Source organism: Thiocapsa sp. C2-2m (assembly GCF_041903745.1).
GTDB lineage: Bacteria > Pseudomonadota > Gammaproteobacteria > Chromatiales > Chromatiaceae > Thiocapsa > Thiocapsa roseilacustris.
Map to the genome: position 1 here is coordinate 53,894 of NZ_JBBWVD010000009.1, position 24,926 is coordinate 78,819.

18 protein-coding genes are annotated in these 24,926 nt (G+C 62.7%); 13 read left to right on the forward strand and 5 right to left on the reverse strand.

Annotated features, from left to right (window positions below; genetic code table 11):
• Positions 1–437: 437 nt before the first annotated feature.
• A complete protein-coding gene (gene mdh / locus AADX97_RS08590; RefSeq protein ID WP_374233382.1) occupies positions 438–1,376 on the forward strand; it encodes a malate dehydrogenase in 939 nt (312 codons plus the stop codon).
• Between the two features lie 221 nt (positions 1,377–1,597).
• Entirely contained in the window at positions 1,598–2,893 is a 1,296-nt protein-coding gene (locus AADX97_RS08595; RefSeq protein ID WP_374233381.1) for a citrate synthase, read from the forward strand.
• Between the two features lie 26 nt (positions 2,894–2,919).
• On the opposite strand, the gene AADX97_RS08600 is transcribed toward AADX97_RS08595, so the two are convergent.
• The gene (locus AADX97_RS08600) at positions 2,920–3,528 is read right to left on the reverse strand and encodes a hypothetical protein (RefSeq protein WP_374233380.1); all 609 of its coding nucleotides are present in this window, start codon (positions 3,526–3,528) and stop codon (positions 2,920–2,922) included.
• 204 nt (positions 3,529–3,732) lie between these two features.
• Between AADX97_RS08600 and pilM the strand changes: the two genes are divergently transcribed.
• The 11 genes from pilM to AADX97_RS08655 all read left to right on the forward strand — a co-directional run bounded on the left by pilM (position 3,733) and on the right by AADX97_RS08655 (position 20,279).
• Positions 3,733–4,818 (forward strand): type IV pilus assembly protein PilM, encoded by a 1,086-nt coding sequence (pilM, locus tag AADX97_RS08605; protein WP_374233443.1) that lies wholly within the window; start codon positions 3,733–3,735, stop codon positions 4,816–4,818.
• Positions 4,819–5,469, forward strand: coding sequence for a PilN domain-containing protein (locus AADX97_RS08610; protein ID WP_374233379.1), 651 nt, complete (start codon positions 4,819–4,821; stop codon positions 5,467–5,469).
• Entirely contained in the window at positions 5,460–6,065 is a 606-nt protein-coding gene (locus tag AADX97_RS08615) for a type 4a pilus biogenesis protein PilO (RefSeq protein WP_374233378.1), read from the forward strand. Before AADX97_RS08610 ends, AADX97_RS08615 begins: the two co-directional genes overlap by 10 nt.
• The gene (locus tag AADX97_RS08620) at positions 6,062–6,592 is read left to right on the forward strand and encodes a pilus assembly protein PilP (protein ID WP_374233377.1); all 531 of its coding nucleotides are present in this window, start codon (positions 6,062–6,064) and stop codon (positions 6,590–6,592) included. Before AADX97_RS08615 ends, AADX97_RS08620 begins: the two co-directional genes overlap by 4 nt.
• A 19-nt stretch (positions 6,593–6,611) precedes the next feature.
• Positions 6,612–8,927, forward strand: a complete 2,316-nt coding sequence (gene pilQ, locus AADX97_RS08625) for a type IV pilus secretin PilQ (RefSeq protein WP_374233376.1) — start codon at positions 6,612–6,614, stop codon at positions 8,925–8,927.
• 657 nt (positions 8,928–9,584) lie between these two features.
• Complete coding sequence (aroK, locus tag AADX97_RS08630; RefSeq protein WP_374233375.1) at positions 9,585–10,109, forward strand: shikimate kinase AroK; 525 nt, start codon at positions 9,585–9,587, stop codon at positions 10,107–10,109.
• A gap of 51 nt (positions 10,110–10,160) precedes the next feature.
• Entirely contained in the window at positions 10,161–11,243 is a 1,083-nt protein-coding gene (gene aroB / locus AADX97_RS08635; protein WP_374233373.1) for a 3-dehydroquinate synthase, read from the forward strand.
• 413 nt (positions 11,244–11,656) lie between these two features.
• Positions 11,657–16,312: a glutamate synthase large subunit gene (gene gltB, locus AADX97_RS08640; protein WP_374233372.1), complete on the forward strand. Its 4,656-nt coding sequence runs from the start codon at positions 11,657–11,659 to the stop codon at positions 16,310–16,312.
• Entirely contained in the window at positions 16,305–17,771 is a 1,467-nt protein-coding gene (locus AADX97_RS08645) for a glutamate synthase subunit beta (RefSeq protein ID WP_374233371.1), read from the forward strand. The genes gltB and AADX97_RS08645 overlap by 8 nt, the downstream gene beginning before the upstream one ends.
• 207 nt (positions 17,772–17,978) lie before the next feature.
• Positions 17,979–19,217 carry a PilT/PilU family type 4a pilus ATPase gene (locus tag AADX97_RS08650; protein ID WP_374233370.1) on the forward strand — a complete coding sequence of 413 codons (1,239 nt, stop codon included), beginning with the start codon at positions 17,979–17,981 and terminating at the stop codon, positions 19,215–19,217.
• A 6-nt stretch (positions 19,218–19,223) separates the two neighbouring features.
• A complete protein-coding gene (locus AADX97_RS08655; protein ID WP_374233369.1) occupies positions 19,224–20,279 on the forward strand; it encodes a PilT/PilU family type 4a pilus ATPase in 1,056 nt (351 codons plus the stop codon).
• Positions 20,280–20,310: 31 nt separating this feature from the next.
• On the opposite strand, the gene gspD is transcribed toward AADX97_RS08655, so the two are convergent.
• The 4 genes from gspD to AADX97_RS08675 are packed head-to-tail and all read right to left on the reverse strand — an operon-like array spanning position 20,311 to position 24,857.
• On the reverse strand, positions 20,311–22,578 hold the full coding sequence (gspD, locus tag AADX97_RS08660; RefSeq protein ID WP_374233368.1) for a type II secretion system secretin GspD: 2,268 nt from the start codon (positions 22,576–22,578) through the stop codon (positions 20,311–20,313).
• Positions 22,559–23,152: a hypothetical protein gene (locus AADX97_RS08665; RefSeq protein WP_374233367.1), complete on the reverse strand. Its 594-nt coding sequence runs from the start codon at positions 23,150–23,152 to the stop codon at positions 22,559–22,561. Before AADX97_RS08665 ends, gspD begins: the two co-directional genes overlap by 20 nt.
• Entirely contained in the window at positions 23,149–23,763 is a 615-nt protein-coding gene (gene gspM, locus AADX97_RS08670) for a type II secretion system protein GspM (protein WP_374233366.1), read from the reverse strand. Before gspM ends, AADX97_RS08665 begins: the two co-directional genes overlap by 4 nt.
• Complete coding sequence (locus AADX97_RS08675; protein WP_374233365.1) at positions 23,760–24,857, reverse strand: PilN domain-containing protein; 1,098 nt, start codon at positions 24,855–24,857, stop codon at positions 23,760–23,762. The genes gspM and AADX97_RS08675 overlap by 4 nt, the downstream gene beginning before the upstream one ends.
• Between the last annotated feature and the right edge of the window lie 69 nt (positions 24,858–24,926).

Sequence of the window (24,926 nt, forward strand, 5' to 3'; positions counted from 1 at the left end):
TGACGTTCGGCCGTTTCGGATATCCGGCCCGGCCTCTTTGCGCCAATCGCCCGATCATGAGCCTTCTCGTTTTCCTTTGCGTCCATCGGGCCTTTGCGGTTCCTAAACCTCGTCCAGAGCGAGACGCTCACTTTCGAGTGCACTCTACGTTTGGTGCATCAACGGCCCTTAACGTGGACGCGGTTTAGAATGATTCATTTTTTGTTCTCTTAAACCGCGCCGTCTCCAGCGGTCATCAAAACCGCCGGGGCCGATCCCATCCAAAAACATCGCATACTGCACCGGGCGCGGTTTAATGCCGGATTTAGGGTCACGCATGTGGGTGCCGGTGTAAGATAGGCCGCGGGGCCCACTTCGTCTGATCCCCTAGAGGCCACGGCGACGAGGCTGGTCCGCGCGACCGTGGTCATCAGACCACTGATCGGAGAAACCGTCACGTGAACAAGATCACCATCATCGGCGCCGGCCGAGTCGGGGAGACAACCGCGCAAATCCTGGCCGAGGAGGAGCTTTGTCGCGAGATAGCACTCATGGATGTTCGCGAGGGGATCCCCGAGGGGGTCGCTCTGGACATCCTCCAAATGGCCCCCTTCTTCGAGTTTGATTGCTCGATCAACGGCAGCAACGACCCGCAGATCCTCAGGGATTCCGATCTGGTTATCGTCACTGCCGGACTTCCGCGGAAACCGGGCATGTCCCGCTCCGACGTGCTTGAGGCGAATGTCCGCATCATCGACGGCGTCACCGATCAGATCATGCAATATGCACCCGATGCCATGGTGCTGATCGTCTCCAATCCGGTCGATACACTCACCTACAGGGTTGCACAACGCACCGGCTGGGACCGCAATCGGGTCTTCGGACAGGCCGGTGTGCTCGATGCCTCGCGTATGGCCAGCTTCATCGCACAGGAAACCGGTTTTTCGGCGCTCGACATCACGACCATGGTGCTCGGCGGACACGGCGACACGATGGTGCCCGTGCCGCGTTTTTGCACCATCAACGGGATCCCGATCTCGCATTTCATCTCCGAGGAGCGTATCGCGGCCATCATGGAGCGCACCCGGCAAGGCGGCGCCGAGATCCTTGCCTTGCGGAAGAACTCAAGTGCCTACGATGCACCCGGGGCTGCGGTTGCGGCGATGGTCGACGCCATCGTCAACAATCGCCGGCGGCTGCTTTCCTGTGTCGCCATGCTCGAAGGTGAATACGGCGAGAGCGACATCGCGATGGGTGTTCCCTGCGTCCTCGGCGAGCGGGGCATGGAGTCGATTGTCGAGCTGGATCTGAATGCCCGCGAACGCGCCGACTTCGACCGCTCGGCGAGCGCGGTGCGGGCCGACATCGAACGCCTGAACAGCCTATCCCTGGATTGATTCTGGGTCGAAAATTGCATCGATCCGTCGAGCCTGTCGGTGCCGGATCGGGTCGAGGTGTTTTGTTCGAAACCGCGGCAGGGATCGGACCCCGCGGATGATGTCGCGATCGACCCCGGCACATCGGCCTTGCTTATCGTCACGCCGCAGTCGAGACTCGAGACCAACAACACCAATGCCGGCGGGGGCGCGACGCCCCGAAGACGGCCAGGAGCGAGCTTATGGCGAACCAAACGATCACCATCACCAACAATGTTACGGGCGAAAGCTTCGACTTCCCGTTACGCTCCGGTAGCGTCGGCCCGTCGGCCGCGGATATCACCTCGCTCTACAAAGAGGCCGGGATCTTCACTTACGACCCCGGTTTCATGTCCACGGCCAGCTGTCACAGCGCCATCACCTATATCGACGGCGAAGACGGGATCCTGCTTTATCGGGGCTATCCGATCGAGCAACTGGCGACCAAGGCCAGTTTTCTGGAGGTTGCCTATCTCCTCCTGTACGGTGAGCTGCCCGTGGAAAAGGAGTTGGTCGGGTTCGAAAGGTTGATTACCCGCCACACGATGCTGAATGAAAACCTGAAAAATTTTCTGAACGGCTTTCACTATGACGCCCATCCGATGGCGATTCTGATCGGCGTCGTAGGGTCTCTCTCCGCCTTCTATCACGACTCACTCAGCGTCAACGACGCACGCCACCGCGAGATCTCGGCTCATCGTCTGATCGCAAAGCTCCCGACCATCGCTGCCGCGGCCTACAAGCACAGCATCGGTGAGCCGATCATGTATCCACGCAATGACTTGCGGTATTGCGCAAACTTTCTGCACATGATGTTCGCCACGCCCTGCGAGGTCTACAAGCCGACACTGATCGCCGAGAAGGCGATGAATCTGCTGTTTATTCTTCACGCCGACCATGAGCAGAACGCCAGCACCTCGACGGTGCGCCTCACCGGTAGCTCCGGCGCGAATCCCTTCGCCTGCGTCGCGGCGGGCATCGCCTCGCTTTGGGGTCCGGCGCACGGTGGCGCGAATGAAGCTGTCCTGGACATGCTCCATGAGATCGGGGATGTCAAGAACGTGCAGCGCTACATGGAGAAGGCGAAGGACAAGGACGACCCGTTTCGCCTGATGGGCTTCGGACATCGGGTCTACAAGAACTACGATCCGCGTGCGAAGATCATTCGCGAGGTCTGTCACCAGGTGCTCGAAGAGCTCGCCGACACCAACAACCCCTTGTTCGAATTGGCGATGAAACTGGAGGAGATCGCGCTCAGCGATGAGTATTTCGTCGAGCGGAAACTCTACCCCAACGTCGACTTTTATTCCGGGATCATCTATCAGGCGCTCGGTATACCGCGCAACATGTTTACCGTGATGTTCGCAGTCGCGCGCACGGTCGGCTGGGTGTCGCACTGGATGGAAATGATGTCCGACCCCAACAATCGTATCGGTCGCCCCCGCCAGATCTACCATGGTCCCACCCAGAGGGACTATCTGCCGATCTCGAAGCGATAAAGGATTGCCGACTCGACAGGCGTTTCTCAGCCGCCGATCGAGATCAGCCGAGCCACCTCGTGACGATCCGCTCCGCGCAGCGTGCGCTCGGTGACGGGATCCAAAGGAGGATTACGCAAAGCCCGGCGCGGCAGCACCATGAGCTCGACGCGGACCTCGCCGGCCATGAATCGAAAGGCCGGATGGGAGCAACGCAGGCCGTCGGGATAGCGCATCGTCCTCTCGGACTCGCGCCAGGGGATGCGCAGGTCGAGCAGCGTGAAGATCACGTCTTCGGCGCGATCGGCAAACAGGAGAAGCTCGATGCCCGACCCCGAGCCGAGCGCACCGCTGAGAGCGCCGCCGATCAGGCGAGGTGCGAACAGATCGAGCTGCTCCATCGCCCGGAGGGCAGCGGCACGGAGACGGCGCAATTCGTCCTCGTTGGCCTGCCCCATGAAGAGCCGACGCTGCGCCAGAACCGCGTCCTGCACCGCCTCGTTGCTCGGCCAATGACGCCGATCCGGCACACCGACGCGCTCGGCCGCCTTTCGTCTGGCCCGGTCGAAATCCTCCAGACCTTGCTCGAGGACGATACGAGCGGCCTCGTAGGCAAGTCGCTCGCGCTGGGCGTTGATGCGTTCTCTCGTCGGCATGGCGTACCTCAATCACGTGCGTCCCGTCATCTGTTCGTCTTTCATGTGCTCAAAGACCGCGCATTAGCCTGGAGCCTGTCTATAATGGGGCCAGCAAAGGCTCTGTCCAGAAGCCGGGCTCGGGCGCCTCCGGCACCGCGCCCCGCCGGTTCGGGGATTCGTGCGGCGAGCCAAACAGAACGGAAATCACCTTACGACATGGCGATGTTCGGCCTCAACAGCAAAATAAAACCCCTCATCGGGATCGATATCAGCTCGACGGCAATCAAGCTCATCGAGCTGTCACGCCTGCCCGTTCAGACGGCCGCGGCGTTTCGGGTCGAGTGTTTTGCGGTCGAGCCGCTTCCGCCGGGCGCGCTGGTCGAGAAGAAGATCGCGGATCCGGATCGTGTGGCCGCGACCATCCGCAAAGCCGTCGGCAACACCGGCACGCGGGCAAAACGGGCCGCGGTTGCCGTTGCCGGCTCCGCGGTGATCACCAAGGTGGTCGCCATGGCCGGAACCCTCAGCGATGCCGAGATGGAGAACCAGATCCAGCTCGAGGCGGATCAATACATTCCCTATCCGTTGGAAGAGGTCAATCTCGACTTCCAGGTCGTGGGCCCGACGAAGGGCAATCCGTCGATGGTCGATGTGTTGTTGGTCGCCTCGCGTCAAGAGAATGTCGATGACCGGGTGGGCGCGCTCGAGGCGGCCGGGCTGATCCCGGCCGTCGTCGATGTCGAGGCCTACGCCATGGAGAACGCCTGCTCGCTGATCCTCGCCGAAGAAGCACAGGACCAGACCCAGCTCGAGGCCACTCGAACAGTGGCCGTGGCCGACGTCGGTGCCGCGACGACGACCCTGCATGTCATGCACGAAGGTCTGATCGTCTATACCCGCGAGCAGAATTTCGGAGGTCAACAACTGCTCGACGAGGTGCAACGCCGCTACGGCTTTGCCCGCGAGGTGGCTCTGGGCAAGATCCTCGACGGGGATGTCGCGGAGGGATACGAGACCGACGTGCTCGGGCCCTTCAAGGAGGCATTGGCCCAACAGATCGGGCGAGCCCTGCAGTTCTTTTATTCCGGGACCAGCTTCAACCGCGTCGATCGGATCCTGCTTGCAGGACGACCGGCAAGCATCCCAGGGATCGATGTCCTGATGTCGGAACGCCTCAAACTTCCGGCCGCCGTCGCCAATCCCTTTCGTCGAATGTCGATCTCGCCGAGCATCAAGACCCAGGAGTTGATGCGGGAGGCGCCCGGAATGATGGTCGCCGTCGGTCTGGCCTTGCGAGGATTCGACTAGATGACGCGCATCAACCTCCTGCCTTGGCGAGAAGAGGCGCGGCAACGGCGACGTAAGGAGTTTGCCGTCGCGGGAGGTCTTGCACTGGTCTTCACGCTGCTCCTGGCGGTGTTGGTGCACTTGGAGATCGAAGGGAGAATCGGTGATCAACAGGCCAGGAATCAGCTTTTGGAGGGCGAGATCGCGGAACTGGAGCGTCAGATCAAAGAGATCCAGGATCTTGAGAAGATCAAGGCGGATCTCCTCTCGCGCATGGACATCATCCAGCAGCTTCAGGAGAGCCGCCCGGAGATCGTCCGGCTGTTCGACGAGTTGGTGGTCGCGATTCCCGAAGGTGTCTTTCTCACCAAGCTCGAGCAGAACGGACGGGCCGTCGTCGTCGAAGGGCGTGCCCAGTCCAATGCGCGGGTTTCGGCCTTTATGCGAAACATCGAGGCATCGCAGTGGATCGGCAGCCCTCGTCTGCAGTTGATCGAGGACAAGACCGGGACCGGTCTGAGCCAGTTTAGGTTGGCCTTCGATCAGGTCAGCCCCGCGGCAAGCCCGGCATCGACACAGATGCAAGCCCCAGGGGACCGACGGTCGGGGATACGGCTTATGGCCGACAGTCGCCGCATGATGCGGCGAGCGGAGACCTCTGGATGGATTTAAGCGAGCTCAACCAACTCGATCTCAACAGCGTCGGCGAGTGGCCGGTCGCGGTGAAGGTCATCGCGATCTTGCTCGCCTGCATCGCCTTGGGCGGTGCGGTCTTCTATTTCAATACGCAGGAGCAGTTGAGTCGGCTCGATCGCGCCGAGGCGACCGAGCTGGATCTGCGCGCATCCTTCGAGACCAAGCAGCGCAAGGCGGCCAATCTGGAGGAGTATCGCCAGCAGATCGAGGAGATGAAGGAGTCCTTCGGGGCGATGCTTCGTCAACTGCCGAATCGGACCGAGGTCGCGTCGCTCCTGGTCGATGTCTCTCAGACCGGGCTCGCCTCGGGGCTTGAGTTCGAGCTGTTTCAACCGGGCAGCGAGCAGCTCAAGGACTTTTACGCCGAGCTGCCCATCCAGATTCGAGTCACAGGCAATTATCACGACTTCGGTCGCTTCGTGAGCGGACTGGCATCCTTGCCGCGCATCGTGACGGTCCACGACACCAAGATCGGCGATGCCGGCGGAACGACCGGCAGCGGGGCGGCAAAGCTGTCGCTGCAGGCGACGGTGAAGACCTACCGGTATCTCGACGAGGTTGCCGAACAGTGAGCAGACGATTTCGCTCGGCCTGCGTATCCGGGACGATGGCCCTGGTGACGTTGCTCCTGTTGGGCTGCGACGGCAGCGGGACGCAGGAGCTGCGGGCCTACGTCGACGAGGTCAAGGCGCGCCCGCCGAGGCCGATCGAGCCCCTGCCCGAGATTCAACCCGTCGATGCCTTCGTCTTTGAGCCGGGCGAGCGACGCGATCCTTTCGTGATGGACACGCAAACCGCGGCGGCCGCCGGAGCGGACGACAGCCTCGCCCCGGATCCGCTTCGACCCAAAGAAGAGCTCGAGAGCTATCCCTTGGATGCGCTGCGCATGGTGGGTACGGTTCAGCAGCAAGAGACCCGATGGGCCTTGGTTCGAACGCGCGAGGGTTTGGTCTACCGCGTGCGGGTCGGAAATTATCTCGGCATGAACAACGGACAGATCGTGGACGTCACCGACGAGGCCATCCGGTTGACGGAGATCGTTTCCGAAATACCCGGCGATTGGCGCGAACGTTCGGCCGAGCTCAAACTCACCCCGTGACAGGCAGAGGCATGGCGCGATGAACAGCCCCTATCGACCGAGCCCGCGTAGAGCACGCGGCATCCTCCCGTGGCTGCTCCATTGCGCGGCCCTGCTCGGTTTGTCCCTCGGCGCGGCGAACGTTGCGGCCATCGATCTCACTGAGGTTCAGTTCGCGGCGCAGCCGGGGAACCGGGTCGAGGTCCAGCTCCTCTTCTCCGGGCCGGTCAGCGCTCCACGGAGCTTCGACACCATGTCTCCCGCACGGATCGCGCTCGACTTCGAGGGCGTTGCCAACCGACTCGAGCGGAGGGCCGTCCCGATCGGCGTCGGTCCGGTCCATAGCCTGGTCGCGGTGGAGGCGAGCGATCGTACCCGTATCGTGATCAACCTGAACGATTCAGTCCCCTATCGCGTGACGACCGAAGGCAACCGGGTGCGTGTGGATATCGACGCCGGGGGCGAGCCGGACGTGGCGCAACCCGCGTCGCCGGCACCCACGCCTGCGCGAGCACCGCCGCGGGCGCCGGCGTCCGCACCCTGGGATCGCCCCGCCTCCGACGGAGGAGCGGCCCCCCCCGGGCCGAGTGTTCGGGACATCGACTTCCGTCGCGGTCCGGAGGGCGAGGGGCGTGTTCTGATCAAGCTCCCGAGTGCGACCACCCGCGTCACCGTGCGGGAGCAAGGAAGCCGCGTCCTCATCGACATCATCGACGCGGCCTTGCCTCAGCGTCTGTTTCGCCGACTCGACGTCGTGGACTTCGCTACACCTGTCGTGGCGATCGAGTCCCGGCCCAAGGGACGCAATGTCGAGGTCAATGTCCAGACCGGAAGCGATTTCGACTACATGGCCTACCAGACTGACGACCTCTTCACCTTGGAGTTGCGACCGCTGACGGCGGCCGAGAAGGAGCGACTCGCGCGCGAAAAGGTCGTCTTCGACGGGGAGCGGCTCTCGTTGAACTTTCAGGACATCGAGGTGCGGGCGGTCCTCCAACTGCTCGCCGACTTCACCGATCTGAACCTGGTGGCCAGCGACTCGGTGGCCGGCAACATCACCTTGCGTCTGAAGAATGTCCCCTGGGATCAGGCCCTCGACATCATCCTCAAGACCAAGAATCTGACCAAGCGCCAGGAAGGCAATGTCATCATGATCGGCCCCTTCGACGAGATCGTCGGGCACGAAGAGCGCACCCTGACCGCCGACCAGCGCCTCGAAGAGCTGGCGCCGATCCGTTCGGAGTTCATCCCGGTGAATTTCGCCAAAGCGGCGGAGATCGCCGCCTTCATTCGGGGCGCCTCCAGCCTGCAGTCGACCGCAGTCTCACAAGGAGGCAGCAGCCCGATCGGCCGCGACAGCCGAGTCTTTGATCGCACAGTGAGTGAATCCACCAAAGACTCGATCTTGACACCCGGGCGCGGCAGCGTGACCTTCGACGAGCGCACCAATACCCTGCTGGTCATGGACACCTCCGCAAAGCTTGATGAGATCCGCGAGATCGTCGCGCGGTTGGACATCCCGGTCCGGCAGGTCATGATCGAGTCCCGTGTGGTGATCGCGAACAATGACTTCACGCGAGATCTGGGTGTGCGATTCGGTCTTGCAACCTCGATGGGAGCGCTTTACAACAACGAGATGCTGATCGGCGGAGGTTTGCCGGGCAACATCGACAATGGAGGGCAATACAACGCCGGGCCGTTCGGACTCAATATCGAGGGGCAGCCGATCAACTCGATCATTGTGAACCCGGCCGCGACCGATGCACCCTCCCTGCTCGTGAACCTCCCGGCGACAGACCCGGCGGGCGCGGTGAACTTCCTGATCGGTAAGGTCGGCTCCTACCTGCTTCAGTTGGAGCTCTCGGCGATGCAACGCGAGGGACGCGGCGAGGTGATCTCGAGTCCGCGCGTCATCACCTCCGATCAGAAGGAGGCGAGGATCGAGGTCGGCAAAAAGATCCCCTACCCGACCGTCTCTCAGGACGGCACGAACGTCCAATTCGAGAACGCAACCCTAAGCCTGACGGTCACGCCCGCGATCACCCCGGACGACCGGATCATCATGGACTTGGTGGTGACAAAGGATGAGCCGGATTTCAGTCGTGTCGTCGAGGGCACGCCGACCATCAACACCCGCGAAATCGATACAAGGGTCTTGGTGGACAACGGAGAGACCGTCGTCTTGGGCGGTGTCTACGAGCGCACCAAGGTCTTCGCCAAGGAGCAGGTCCCCTGGATCGGAGACGTCCCGGTCCTCGGGCGTCTCTTCAAGCGGGAGGCTCGCGAGGACAACAACTCCGAGCTCCTGATCTTCGTCACGCCCAAGATCCTCAAGGGCGACCTGGTTGGAAACTAAGGCGATTTCTGCAAACTTCCATACCCGTAGGTTGTGCTGACGATAGGAGGCACAACTTGCGCCGACGGTTGGTTGTGCCTCGCACGGCTCGGCACAACCTACGCCCTTGGGATGAAGGTTTCCGGAATTCGCCTAAACCGCGCCGGGTGCGGTATGCGTCGTTTGTTGGATTGGCTTGGCTGCGCCAGGTCCGACAACTGACGGAGCTGACGCGGTTTAAGGCATTAGAAAATAATGAATTCTATACCGCGTCTCCACGATAGTCGGAAAAATCCTTGGGCCCAACACAAAATGAGAATATCGCATGTCGCTTTGGACGCGGTTTAGTGGAGCCGTGCAGAGATTCCGAGACCGTCCGCGATCATTTTCGTTGTCGTAATCGTTGTCGTATCGATGGTCGATTACGACAAGGACAACGAAGGGTCTCGACACAGCTGCCGTGCTGCACTAGCAGCGCCCGCCCCCTCGAGTGTCAACCTCGACCCGCAGCGGATACTCGATGGAGCTTAAAGGGTTGCGCTTGATCTCGCGTTGTCTCGATCGGGCCGTGATCGACCGCTCCGGCGCTCGCTCGCCGCCTGCATCGTCTTTCCTACCGCGCTTGGGTCGGGCGTCCTTGCCCTTGCCCGCGCGCAGAAAATCTGGCATACCTTTCCTATGATGCGCGCACAGAACATTTTTATCGTCGGGCCGATGGGCGCCGGCAAGAGTACCGTCGGACGGCAGCTCGCCGAGACGCTGTCATATACCTTCAAAGACAGCGATCAGGAGATCCAGCGCCGCACGGGCGTGGACATCCCGACCATCTTCGAGTTCGAGGGCGAGAACGGCTTTCGTGCCCGCGAGCGCCAAGTCATCGAGGAGCTGGTGAGCGAGGAGCGGATCGTGCTCGCGACCGGCGGCGGGGTCATCTTGTCGGCGGAGAATCGTCAAGACCTGGCGGCGCGCGGCGTCGTCATCTATCTGCATTGCAGCCCGGAGCAGCAGTTCGCCCGTACCGCTCGCGATCGGAATCGCCCCTTATTGGATACGGAGGATCCGCTCGCGAAACTGCGCGATCTGATGGAGGAGCGCGAGCCGCTTTATCGCCAGGTCGCCGACATGGTCGTTTCGACCGAAAAGCGCGGCACCAGCTCCGTGGTGAAGGAGATCTGTCGGCGCTTGGAGTCCGAAGAGATCTGAACCTCAACGCGAGCACTGCTCGCGTCGATGCAGCATGATCGGAGAAACGCCATGACCTGGAGCCTCACCGTCGCCCTCGGGGCACGCGCTTATCCCATCCACATCGGATCCGGCCTGCTCTCGGACCCGGATCTCTATCGGCCGCATCTGCTCGGCTCCCAGGTCATGATCGTGACCAACGAGACGGTTGCGCCGCTTTATTTGGAGCCGGTTCGTTCGGCGCTGGCGGGCTATCACCTCGGCGAGGTGGTGCTGCCCGACGGCGAGCAATACAAGACGCTGGAGATCTGGAACCGGATCTTCGACGCCTTGCTGCAGGCGCGCTTCGGCCGCGGTTGCACCCTGGTGGCGCTCGGCGGGGGCGTGGTGGGCGACATGACCGGGTTCGCCGCCGCCTGTTATCAGCGCGGGGTCGGCTTCATCCAGGTGCCCACGACCCTGCTGGCACAGGTCGACTCCTCGGTCGGCGGCAAGACCGGCATCAACCATCCGGCCGGGAAGAATATGATCGGGGCCTTCCATCAGCCCCGAGCGGTGATCGCAGACACCTCGACCTTGGCGACCTTGCCGCAGCGCGAGCTCTCGGCCGGGCTGGCCGAGGTCTTGAAGTACGGGCTCATAAGGGACGCGACCTTCCTCGCCTGGCTCGAAACGCACATGGCCGAGCTGCTCGCGCGCGATCCCGATGCCTTGGCCTACATCATCCGCCGCTCTTGCGAGATCAAGGCCGAGATCGTCGCCGAAGACGAGCTCGAGGCCGGGCAGCGTGCGCTGCTGAACCTCGGACACACCTTCGGGCACGCCATCGAGACCGCGACCGGCTATGGCGCCTGGCTTCACGGCGAGGCGGTCGGAGTCGGAATCTGCATGGCAGCCGATCTCTCCGCCCGCATGGGGTGGCTTACGGAGACCGATGTCGAGCGGGTACGCCGCCTGGTTGCAAGCGCAGGCCTTCCTGTCGCCGCCCCGAACGATCTCTCCGCCGATCGGTTTATCGAGTTCATGGCAGTCGACAAAAAGGTGCAGGACGGTCAACTTCGCCTGGTTCTCCTGCAACATCCCGGAGACGCTCTGGTAACGGGCGACGTCGATCCTGACCTTCTGCGAGCGACCCTCGACGCCGCGGCCTCCTAGCATCGCCTTCGCTTGCACTCATTTAGGGCGGCTTGAGCGCCTCGCGCGCGACCGCGGGGCATTCGTGCCACCGGTCGGCCTCGCACGAGCGCCTGTTCGAGCAGGTCTGCGCAGGGCAATGAAGCTCCGCGGTTCCGGCATGCGGAGACCGAAGCCGACGGGACCGAGCGCACGCTGAGAGGATGCGATTGATTTGTTTTCGGGGGAATGTGGCACAGCTTCTGCTGAGCCGTTATGCTTCGGGGTTTTGCGGTGTCTCGGTCATGATCGTCGCCTCTCCCGTTCGAAATGACGATACGATTGTGATGTCGGGTCTCCGTTGCGACAATCACACACAGGTTTGAAGGTGTAAGCGCGCGGGTCGCGACTGCACAATCCCCGGCAACAGGTTTTTCGTATCAGCGAGGTCAATCATGAGCCTTCGTGCCTATCCGCCCGCACAGGGTCTCTATGACCCGACCAACGAACGCGATTCCTGCGGGGTCGGCTTCGTCTGCAACATCAAGAACACGAAGAGCCACGCGATCGTCCGGCAGGGCCTGGAGATCCTTGAGCGCCTTGCCCACCGCGGCGCAGTCGGCGCGGATCCCAAGGCCGGCGACGGTGCCGGGATCCTGGTGCAGATCCCGGACGCCTTTATGCGTGCGCAGGTCTCGTTCGACCTCCCGCCGGTCGGCGAGTATGGGGTCGGCATGGTGTTTCTGCCCCGCGACGCGGATGCGCGCGGCTTGATGCAGGACATCGTCGATCGCCACGTGCGGGAAGGCGGTCAACGGGTGCTGGGATGGCGCGATGTTCCGGTCGACAACCGCGATCTGGGCAAGAGCGTGCTCCCGACCGAGCCACTCGTCCAGCAGGTCTTCATCGCCCGCGGCGAGAGCTGTGCCGATCAGGACGCCTTCGAGCGCAAGCTCTTCGTCATCCGCAAGCGGATGGACAACGAGATCCGCGGCTCCGGATACGATAAGACCTCTTATTACACGGCCTCGCTGTCCTCGCGCACGCTCAATTACAAGGGCATGCTGCTCGCCGACCAGGTCGGCAACTATTATCTGGATCTCTCCGACGAGCGCTTCGAATCCGCCATCGCGCTTGTGCATCAACGCTTTTCGACCAATACCTTCCCGACCTGGGATCTGGCGCAGCCGTTCCGCATGATCTGCCACAACGGCGAGATCAATACACTCCGCGGCAACGTCAACTGGATGGCCGCGCGCCGTCACACCATGCGCTCGGACATCCTCGGCGACGACCTCGACACCATCTGGCCCCTGATCCCCGAAGGTCAGTCGGACTCCGCCTGCTTCGATAACGCACTCGAGCTGCTGGTGATGGGCGGCTACTCGCTCGCGCACGCCATGATGGTGCTGATCCCCGAAGCCTGGACCGGCAACCGCTTGATGGATGAGAAGCGCCGCGCCTTCTACGAATATCACACGGCCTTGATGGAGCCCTGGGACGGTCCCGCTGCGGTCGCCTTCACGGACGGGCGCCAGATCGGCGCGACGCTGGATCGCAACGGTCTGCGTCCGGCGCGTTATCTGGTGACCAAAGACGACATGGTCGTGATGGCCTCCGAGATGGGGGTGCTCGACATTGCCGAGGAGCGCATCGTCAAGAAATGGCGTCTGCAGCCCGGCAAGATGCTCCTGATCGACCTGGAGCAGGGCCGCATCATCGACGATGCCGAGATCAAGACCCAGCTCGCCGAGGCCAAGCCCTACGGCGAATGGCTCAGGAAGACGCAGATCCGGCTTGACGAGCTGCCGACGAGCGTCGGACCCATGTCTCCGGACGACGCCACCCTGTTGGACGCGCAACAGGCCTTCGGCTACACCCAGGAAGACATCAAGTTTCTGCTGAGCCCGATGATCCTGACGGGACAAGAGGCCGTCGGCTCGATGGGTGCGGATAATCCGCCGTCGGTGCTTTCGAGCCGGCCCAAGCATCTCTCCACCTACTTCAAGCAGAACTTCGCGCAGGTCACCAATCCGCCGATCGACCCGATCCGCGAGGAGTTGGTGATGTCGCTGGTGTGCATGATCGGGCCGCGTCCGAACCTGCTTGGGATCAACGAGGCCGGCAAGCACTGGCGTTTGGAGACGCCGCAGCCGGTGTTGACCAATCAAGACCTGGAGCGGATTCGGCACATCGAGTACAGCGCCGGGGCCGCGTTCAGGACCCGTACGCTCGACATGGTTTACCCCGCGACCGAGGGAGCGCAAGGCATGGGCGCGGCGCTCGATCGCCTCTGCGAGCAGGCCGAGCAGGCGGTCTTGGCCGGCTACAACATCCTGATCCTCTCCGATCGCAACACCAATCTCGACCACATCCCGATTCCGGCGCTGCTCGCCACCTCCTCGGTGCATCACCATCTCATCCGACGCGGCCTGCGCACCAGCTCGGGCATCGTGGTCGAGACCGGTGCGGCCTTGGAAGTGCATCATTTCGCCACGCTGGCCGGCTACGGCGCCGAGGCGATCAACCCCTATCTCGCCTTCGACACCATCCAGTCGCTGCTGCCGCATCTACCCGAGCCATTAACCTTTGAAGAGGGTCAGAAGCGCTACATCAAGGCGATCGGCAAGGGGCTGCTCAAGGTCATGTCGAAGATGGGTATCTCGATGCTCGAGTCCTATTGCGGGGCGCAGATCTTCGATGCGATCGGGCTCAACACGCCCTTCATCCAGCGCTACTTCACCGGCACCCAATCGAAGGTGGAAGGGATCGGTCTGAAGGAGGTCGCCGAGGAGGCGGTGCGCTGGCACGCACAAGCCTTCGGGCGCGAGCAGATCTATCGCAAGCACCTGGACGTCGGCGGGGACTACGCCTATCGACTGCGCGGCGAGGATCATGTCTGGACCCCCGAGACCATCTCGAAGCTCCAGCACGCGACCCGTGCGAAGAGCTTCGAGACCTTCGGCGAATACTCCCGCCTGATCAACGACCAGTCCGAGCGGCTCCTGACCTTGCGCGGCCTCATGGAGCTGAAGTTCGCTCCCGAGCCGATCCCGATCGAAGAGGTCGAGCCGGCCAGCGCCATCGTCAAACGCTTTGCGACCGGCGCCATGTCCTTCGGCTCCATTTCGCCCGAGGCGCATTCCACGCTCGCCAAGGCGATGAACGCCATCGGCGGGAAGTCCAATACGGGTGAAGGCGGCGAAGAGCCCGAGCGTTTCCAGCCGTTGTCCGACGGCTCGCCGAATCCGGCGCGCTCGGCCATCAAGCAGGTGGCTTCGGGCCGTTTCGGCGTCACAACCGAGTACTTGGTGAGTGCGGACGATATCCAGATCAAGATCGCGCAGGGCGCCAAGCCGGGCGAGGGCGGCCAGCTGCCGGGCCACAAGGTGAGCCCGCAGATCGCCCGGGTCCGCCATTCTACCCCCGGGGTGGGGCTCATCTCCCCGCCGCCACATCACGATATCTACTCGATCGAGGATCTGGCGCAGCTTATCCACGATCTTAAGAACGTCAACCCGAAGGCCCGCATCTCGGTCAAGCTGGTCTCCGAGGTGGGTGTCGGGACGGTGGCCGCGGGCGTTTCCAAGGCCCATGCCGACCACGTCACCATCGCCGGCTATGACGGAGGAACGGGCGCCAGCCCTCTGACCTCCATCAAACACGCCGGCTCGCCCTGGGAGATCGGTCTGGCCGAGACCCATCAGACCCTGGTTCTCAACCGGTTGCGCGGGCGTATTGCGGTCCAGGTCGACGGGGGCATGCGCACCGGGCGGGACGTGGTGATCGGCGCCCTGCTCGGGGCCGACGAGTTCGGTTTCGCGACTGCGCCCTTGATCGTCGAGGGCTGCATCATGATGCGCAAGTGCCATCTGAATACCTGTCCGGTTGGTGTGGCGACCCAGGACCCGGAGCTGCGCCGGCGATTTACCGGACAGCCCGAGCATGTGATCAACTTCTTCTTCTTCGTGGCCGAAGAGGTCCGTCAGTTGATGGCCAAGCTCGGTTTCCGCACGTTGAACGAGATGATCGGCCATTCCGAGCGCCTGGAGATGCGGCACGCGATCTCGCACTGGAAGGCCCGAGGTCTTGATTTCTCGCGTCTGCTGGCCCGCCCGGATGTCGGCGCGGACGTGGCGGTCTACAACAGCGAGAGCCAGGATCACGGTATCGACAAGGCGCTCGATCACGCGCTGATCCGTCAGGCCGAGCCGGCGCTCGCGCGTCGCGAGCCGGTGCGGATCCAGACCGAGATCAGGAACTACAACCGCTGTTTCGGTGCCATGCTGTCGGGCCGGGTTGCCGAGCGATTCGGGCATGCCGGGTTGCCCGAGGACACCATCTACATCAAGGCCAAGGGCACAGGCGGTCAGTCCTTCGGTGCCTGGGTGGCTGCGGGCGTGACGATCGAGCTCGAGGGCGAGGCCAACGACTACGTCGGCAAGGGTCTTTCGGGCGGACGGCTCATCATCTATCCTCCGGCGGAATCCGCGATCGAGCGCGCCGAAGACAACATCATCGTCGGCAATACCGTGCTGTACGGCGCGATCAGCGGCGAGTGCTTCTTCCGAGGCGTGGCGGGCGAGCGCTTCTGCGTGCGCAACTCCGGGGCCATCGCGGTGGTCGAAGGCGTCGGCGACCACGGCTGCGAGTACATGACGGGCGGTATTGCCGTCGTGCTCGGTCCGACGGGGCGAAACTTCGCGGCCGGGATGTCCGGCGGTGTCGCCTACGTCCTGGACGAAGACGGCACCTTTGCCGACCGATGCAATCTGGCGATGGTCGAGCTCGAGCCGATCGCCCGCGAAGACGACATCCTCGAGGCGCTCGACCACCAGGGCGGCGACCTCGAGACTCATGGCCTTGTGGATCTCAGTCAGGATATGAGCCGGTACGATGCCGCGCGGCTCAAGCAGCTCGTCGTGAACCACCTGCACTACACCAATTCAGCCGTGGCGCGCAGGATCCTCGACGATTGGGAAATCTATCGAACGCGCTTCGTCAAGGTCATGCCGGTTGATTATCGCCGGGCGCTCGAAACCATGCAGACGCGCCAAAGCCGTCCGCCACAGACGCTCAAGCAGTCGAAGGGGATTGTGGATCATGGGTAAGCCGACCGGATTCATTGAATTCGACCGACGCGACCGGCGCTATCAGCCGGCCGCCGATCGTGTCGTACACTACAACGAGTTCGTAATCCCGATGGCGGATCGCGAGGTCAGCGAGCAAGGTGCCCGCTGCATGGATTGCGGTATTCCCTTTTGTCATCGGGGTTGTCCGGTCGACAACCTCATCCCGGACTGGAACGACCTGGTCTATAAGGGTGACTGGCAGGCGGCGATCGAGGTCCTGCACTCGACCAACAACTTTCCGGAGTTCACCGGACGCATCTGTCCCGCACCCTGCGAGGCCGCTTGCACGCTCAATATTGATGACAACCCTGTCGCCATCAAGACGATCGAATGCGCCATCGTGGATAAGGCCTGGCAGGAAGGCTGGATCAAGCCGATGGTCCCGGAGCGGCGCACCGGCAAGCGCGTCGCCGTGGTCGGCTCCGGACCGGCCGGGCTGGCGACCGCCCAGCAGCTCGCGCGCGCAGGCCACCAGGTGCACCTGTTCGAGAAGGCTGATCGCATCGGCGGGTTGCTGCGCTACGGCATCCCGGATTTCAAGCTGAGCAAGGCGCTGATCGACCGACGCATGGCGCAGATGCGGACAGAAGGCGTCGAGTTTCATACCAACGCCCACATCGGAGTAGACCTCCCGGTCGCCCGGTTGCGCGAAGAGTACGACGCCGTGGTTCTCGCCGGCGGGTCGGAGAAACCGCGTGATCTGGATGTGCCCGGGCGCGAGTTGTCCGGGATCCATTTCGCGATGGACTTCTTGACGCGCAACAGCAGGCGCGTGCAGGGCTCCTACGTCCCCGAGGACGACTTCATCAGCGCTCACGGCAAGCATGTCGTCGTGATCGGGGGCGGGGATACCGGCTCGGATTGTATCGGAACCTCGAACCGACACGGCGCCAAATCCGTCACTCAGATCGAGATCCTGGACAAGCCGCCCGAGAAGGAAGATAAGGGATTGACCTGGCCGGAGTGGCCGAACCGGTTGCGCACGTCCAGCTCCCAGGAAGAGGGTTGCGAGCGACTTTGGAACGTCGCATCCAAGGCGTTCGTCGGCGACGAGAACGGTCGCGTCAAGGGGTTGCGTTTCGAGCTGGTGCGCTGGGAGCGCACCGACAGCGGTCGCTGGCTAATGCAGCCGGTGCCGGACAGTATGGGCGAGCTCAAGGCCGATCTGGTGCTGTTGGCAATGGGTTTCGTGCATCCCGTGCACGAAGGCATGATCGCCGAGCTTCGCGAGAACGCCGGCCTCGAGATGGATCCGCGCGGCAACATCAAGGGCGCCACGGATGGCCCTGCCGCCTATCACACCTCGGTCGATGGTGTCTTCTGCGCCGGGGACATGCGTCGCGGCCAGTCCCTCGTGGTGTGGGCCATCCGCGAAGGCCGTCAGTGCGCAAGGGCGGTCGATGAGTGGTTGATGGGCCGCTCCGATCTGGCGCGTTGAGCCGGACTGGACTATGTTGTGCTTGGATCGGGGTGTCATGGAGTGGTCTTGGCCGCGCTTAATCCTCGATAGCGCATCGCCAAGACGGTCGCGGTTTGCATCGTTAGGATTGAGCTCCACGCGAAACAGGATTGGTGAAGGCGTTCGTTCGAGCCGCTCTGCATCGCGTCAGAATGGTCACATCGAGTCGCGAGGTCGAGATTAGCGATGGATCGTCAGCAAGCCGCCCATTTCATGCTCGATTGCCTGCGCAAGATGATGGCCAAGAATGGCTCGGACCTCTTCATCTCCGCGGGTTTTCCGCCGGCCTGTAAGATCGACGGGCGTATGACGCCCATCAGCGAACAAGCCTTAACCTCCGCCCAGACCAGCGTTCTGGTGCGCTCCATCATGAATGACCGGCAGATCCGCGACTTCGACGCCTCCAAGGAGTGCAATTTCGCGATCAGTCCGCAGTCGATCGGTCGGTTTCGGGTCAACGCCTTCATCCAGCAAGGTCATTGCGGCGCGGTCCTGCGCACCATCAATGCGACCATTCCGGAGCTCGACGGGCTCGCGCTTCCCCCGGTGTTGAAGGATATCGTGATGGGCGAGCGCGGCCTGATCTTGGTCGTCGGTGGCACGGGCTCCGGGAAATCGACGTCGCTCGCGGCCATGTTGGGTCATCGCAACGAGCACAGCTACGGCCACATCATCACGATCGAGGACCCGGTCGAGTACGTGCATCCCCACCGTCATTGTCTCATTACCCAGCGCGAGGTCGGCGTCGATACCGAGAGTTGGGAAATCGCGCTGATGAATACGCTGCGCCAGGCACCCGACGTCATCCTGATCGGCGAGATTCGCAGCCGAGAGACCATGGAGCATGCCATCAACTTCTCCGAGACCGGCCATCTCTGCCTGTCGACGCTCCATGCCAACAATGCCAACCAAGCCCTCGACCGTATTATCAACCTGTTTCCCGAGGAGCGGCGTGCCCAGTTGCTGATGGATCTGTCCCTGAATCTCAAGGCGGTGATCTCGCAACGTCTACTGCCTTGCACGGATGGCGGCCGTATCGCCGCTGTTGAGGTCTTGATCAACTCGCCCTTGATCCAGGATTTGATCTTCAAGGGTGAGGTCGGGTCCATCAAGGCGATCATGAAGCGCTCGCGCGAGCAAGGCATGCAGACCTTTGACATGTCGCTCTTCGATCTTTACGAAGCGGGTAAGATCAGCTACGAGGATGCGTTGCGCAGCGCCGATTCCATGAACGAGCTTCGCTTGGCGATCAAGTTGGAGGGCCACGAAGCCCAAGGCAGGGATCCCTTTGCCGAGATGGATGGACTCTCCATCCTCGGGGACGAGGATGGAGACTCGTTCGACTCGACCCTGTTCAGCGAGGCCCTGACGAGCTCCAGGATGATCGACGGATTGCACGATCCGGACGGCGGGCGAAAACCTTAGCGCGCGATGGATATCAATCCCTATCTCGAGATGATGATTCGACACAAGGCGTCGGATCTCTTCTTCGTCCCCGGAGCCCCGGCCAAGATCAAGATCGAAGGGGTGATTCGCTCGATCGGCGAGACCCCTTTGACCCCGACCTTTTGTCGGGAGGCGATTGCCTCTCTCATCGACGCGGATCAAGAGCGTGAGCTTGCAGAATCGCTCGAGCTCGACTTCGCCGTCGCCTTGGAGGATCGAGGACGCTTTCGGGTCAATGCCTACCATCAGCGTGGACACCGGGCGATGGTCCTGCGCTACATCCGCAGCAGCATCCCGACCCTCGAGGAGTTGGATCTACCCCAGGTGTTGAGCCAATTGGTGATGCACAAGCGGGGGATCATCCTCATGGTCGGCGCGACGGGCTCCGGCAAGTCGACAACACTCGCGGCGATGATCGGACATCGCAATCGCACGGCACCGGGTCACATCATTACCATCGAAGACCCGATCGAGTTCGTGCATCCCCACCAGCAGTGCATCGTCAGCCAACGCGAGCTCGGGCTGGATACCAAGGACTACCGGAGGGCTCTGAAAAGTGCCCTGCGCGAGGCGCCGGATGTCATCCTGATCGGCGAGATCCGGACCCGCGAAACTATGGAGGCGGCAATTGAGCTGGCCGGGACGGGTCATTTGGCCATCTCGACCCTGCATGCCAACAATGCGTATCAAGCGATGGAACGGATTGTCAACATGTTCCCGCAGGAGATGCACAAGACGCTTTTTACCGATCTCGCGGCCTATATGCGCGCCATCGTCTCGCAACGCTTGGTCCGAACCACCACGGGCGCACGCTGTGCGGCCATCGAGATCCTGGTCAACACGCCGCACATCTCCGACCTCATTCGAGACGGGCACATTGAGTCGATCGAAGAGGCGATGCAGGGACAGGGCGAGGAGGGAACCACCACCTTCGACGAGGCGCTTTTGAAGCTCTACCACAAGGGCGCCATCACCTTGGAAGAGGCGCTTGCCAACGCTGACTCGGCCCCGAACCTCGAGGCCAAGATCAACTTCGGGTGATGACGGCACTGCCGATCGAGATCGGAGCCGATCAAAACTTCATCTGAAGACCGCGGACCTTGTTGCGGAAGTCGCGCGTAACCGTCTCGGCGTCTTGGTCGCTCGCGATGACCTTCGGCGTCAAAACAACCACGAGCTCGGTCCTTCTCGATGCCTTGGAGCGCTGCCCGAAGAGCGGTCCGGCGAACGGAAGGTTGTAGAGTCCGGGGACGCCTTGATTGCCGTCGCTTCGCTCGTTTTGAATCAGGCCGCCGAGAACGACGGCTTGGTTCGAGCGTACTGCAACCGAGCTGGTGATGTTGCGCGTCGAGAAGGTCGGCGAGTCCAGCGCCGAGCCGCCGCTGCCGACCTCGTCGACCGTGCTGACCTCCTGCTCGATCTCCATCTGAACCAGGCCGCCCGGCGTAACCCGTGGTTTCACCGACAACATGACGCCCGTGGGCCGATATTCGATGGTGTTGACGACGCGATCGGTGTCGCTAAGACCCTGCTGTTGGGTGGTTGCAATCGGGACTTCTTTGCCGACCTGGATCTTCGCGGTCTGATTGTCCAGGACCATCACGGACGGGGACGACAACACGTTGACCAGGTTGTCCTGCGCCAAGGCGCTCAAGGTCGCCCGGATGGTATCGGGCCGACTGATGACGGCCCAGTTGAAGCCGGGGAAGCTCAGGCCAACGCTGTTGGCGAGCGAGTCACCGGAGCCCAAGGTAAATTGGCTGCGGTGATCCTTGGTCGCGAGTCCGAAAAGATTCCATTGGACCCCGTACTTGAGATTGCCCTCCAAGCTGATCTCCACGATGGTGGCCTCTACCAAGACCTGCAAGGGCAAGATATCGAGCTGTTTGAGTGCGTCGAGGATCTTTTTGTAGTCCCTCGGGCTCGACCTGACCATCAGTGAGTTGTTGGTCGCGTCGGCGACGATACTGACGGCCGAGGAGAGCTCGATCTCGCGGGATGAGCTGCGACGCGGCGCCGACTGTCCGCCGATGCCTCCGCCGTCCATACCGCCTAAGCCGCCGATACTGTCTCTATCGCCGGTCGAGCCGATCGAGGAGCCGCCCAATCCGGGCGCAACGCCGCCGACGGAGGAGGTGCGTTGCGATGCCTCCCCGCCGAAGAGCTGGGAGAGTGTGTCGGCCAGGTTCTCGGCGTCGCCGTGGCGTACCCGATAGACGAAGAGGCGCTCGGCGGCGTCGCCGGTCGCCTCGGCCATGTCGAGTCGCTCGATCCAATTGCTGGCCTGTTGGAGATAACTGGCCTGAGGAGACACCACGAGCACGGCGTTGGCGCTTTCGACCGGGACGAACCTGAATACGCCTTTGAGCGGGTTGCTGCCCTCGTCGCCCAGAAGGGTTTGAAGCTGGGTTACGACCTCGTTGGCCTTGGCGTACTCCAGGACGAAGAAGCCGACGGAGAGCCCCGCCATCCAATCGACATCGAAGACGCGGATGGTGTCGAGCAGGTTGCCCATGTCCGGGCTGGTTCCGGCGATCACGAGCAGGTTGCGGAGATTGTCGACGCGAATCACGCTCCCCTCCGGCGCCAAAGGCTGGAGGATGTTGCTCATCTCCTCGGCGCCGATGTATTGCAGGGGCACGACTTGAACGCTGTAACCTTCCGGAAGCGCTCGACCCGACTCGCCGAGCTGGGGAACGACCCGACCCTGAACGGCATTCGCGAGCGGAACCACCTCGTAGGCGCCGCCCGAGTAGACGATGGCCGCGTTGTTCATGCGCAGGAGTGTTTCGAGGGTCGGGATCAAATGGTCGCGACGCAAGGGGCGACCGGTCTGTAACGAGGTGACACCCTGAACCGCGGGATGCAGAACATAATTCACCTGCAGGAGATCGCCGAGGATGACCTTGACGACCTCTCGGATGTCCGTTCCGTCGAAGTTCAGGGTGACGTCGCCCGGGGTGGTGTCCACGCTGGGCGGTGCTATCTCGCGGACAAAGGTCCCGGTGCCGCGTTGGACTGACTCGACGGCGCGACCGGGGGCGTCTTCTTCGCCTAGGGCAATGCTCATTGCTTCGGTTGTGCCCGGCGAGACGATGCCGCGGTCTCCGCCCTGCAGGGCACGGGTCCCGTCGTTGCCCATGTCGTCGACTCGGACCGTCGGATCCCAGTAGGCACGTTCGCACGCCGTGGAAACGACCGCGACAATCAAGACGGCTGCGAGTCGGGGTAGGCGACCGGCGAACGACCGGGCACCGAAATGGCGCAATGGATCCATGGATGTCGGGTTCGAATCGGCTCGGCGCGGCAGGCCGATGCGGTCAGTGGTCCTGAGTGTCATTGGTCCGGGGATCCGCGGGTTGGAGCACCCGGGGCGGGCGCCGCGGGACCGGCATCGGGGTAGCCGGGCTGGGTGTTTTTCCGTAATCGCGCAATATTAGCGCATCCTGCTCTCCTTGTCGCTCCAGCAGGACGCGATCCGGAAGGATGGTCTGAACGGACCAGCCCTCCAAATCATCGCCGATGCGCAGGCGTCTGAGCCGGGGTTGATTCGGATCCTGGACCCACGCCGAAACCAGGTTCGGCGTGATGATGACCGCGCTCAGGTTCATGCCGTCGAGCGAGGTCAGCACATCCGGCTCAAGCGTTGGCTGCGCGTCCGGATCGACGTCCTCTTCCGGTCGACGCTGGGGACGAAACAGCGGGCGGTCGGTCACGCTCGCGTAGGCGTCTTTCGGATCCGGGGGCGTCAATTGCGCCGCGGCGTCCGGTTCGCTCCCGGCGGATAGGGATGGAGCCGCCGAGGATGAGGCATCGAGGCCGGCGCGTGATGGACCGGGCGGCCAATCCTTCCATTGCAGTGCAAGCAGCATAATCAGGGCGAACGCGAAAAATCCGGGGAGCCACTTGATCAAGTGTCACCTCCGAGGGTGAATCCGAAGATATCGATCCGTACCGTCAGCTCGCCTGCCGGATTGACGGGCGGGCGACGCATCGCGCGTCGGCGCGGATCGGCTTCAGGCTGCTGAGGGCGGGCCGAGGAGCGTACCGAAACCTGATCCACGAACAGGAAAGGACGCGCCTGCTCAAGATTGTAGAGCACATCCAGGAGGGTTTCGGTCGACCCTTGGATCTGCGTGCGAACACGGACCCGCGGCGGACTCTCCTCCGGCGGTCCAGGCAAGATTTGGGTACTGATGAGGCGACCGCTCGCTGCGGTGACGATGTCCTGAGCTTGACGCTGAAGCTCGGCCCCCGCCAAGGCCGCTGTCGGTGCATCGAAATAGAATGCCTTGAAACTTTCGTTGGAGCGGACCCGCTCGAGCTCGGCACTGAGCTCGGGTAGGGATCGGATGAGCCGCCGATAACGCACGAGCTGATCTTCGCTGTCGGCAATCCGTGCGGAAAGACCGCGCATCTCGCTGGTCCACGCAACTGCCAGACCGCCGATCACCAAAAGCGGGACCGACAAAAGTAGAACCCATGCGAGGACACAGATGATCTCGGGGCGCGATGGGGTCTTCATTCTTCCCCCGCTCGCGTGAACTGCAGTGAAATATTGAAGCGCTCCTTGCCGGTTTGCGGGACCTGCGTCACGGGCGAGCGAAACGACACCCCGTCGATGCCGGGAGCCTCCTCGAGCAGTGCGATCAAGGCGGTCGCTTGTCCGGATTCGCCGCGCAGCTCGACCTGCCCGTTGTTGTAGTCGAGGGTCTGGATCCAGGTGTCGTCCGGGATACGGTCGCTCAACTCGCGCAGAAGAACGAGGATGTTCGGCTCGTCACGTTTCTGCCGAAGTACCGCCGTGCTTCCCAAGCGCGCTCGCTCGAGCTCCTGGCGCAGATCGTCGACCGCGACCGCCTCGACGCGTGCCCTCCGCACCTCGGCATCGAGTGCCTCTGCGGTCCGTTTTTGCTGCCAAAGCGGGCCGACCAGGGCGGCTGCAAGGAGTATCGCCACCGCTGCCCAGAGAAGCTTGTCGGCACTGAAGAGGTCGAGACGGCGCTTCGGGCGCTCGGCCGTCGGCAAGAGGTTGGCCGAGGGCCAAGCCCCTTCCCAGGCGATCCGATCGATCGGCGCTCCTGCATCGCGCATGCGCCGGACCCACGCAGAGGCTAGATCGCGGCGGCACAAGGCGAGCTCGACCCGCAGGCGCGGAGCACCCTTCGGGCCTGCCTTGGCGAGAAAATCGTAGAGGACGTCGGCGGGTTGGAACGGCGAGAGGCGGTCGAGCTCGTAGCGAATCACCTGTGGCAGATTGGCACGCACCTGCGCCGGCAGCGAGACGCTGCGGGTCAGGATGTCCTCGCGTGGAATCATCAAGACCCGCGTCGGGGAGCCCTCGTGTCCGGATCGCGCGATCTCGGGCAGTGGAATGGCCGCGTCGAGGCCGATCTCCCCGAGCGGATCGCGCTCCTCGCCGGTCATCAAGTAAAGATGCGCGGTCGATGCCTCGGGCTCGATGATCAAGCGACGATCGCGGCGCGCAAGAAAACGCCGAACCGGGACAGGTAGACAGACCACGAGCGAGCGCCGGAAGACGCGGTAGACATCGTCCAGATCCGCCACAGGAACAGTCTGGAACTGCCCGAGGAGTTTGAGTCGATTGCTGAGAGACATGTGTGCCAGTGGGAGTGGGGTTGTCGATCCGTGTCGGATATCGCGTGCCTGCGCTCGCGCTCAGCCGAC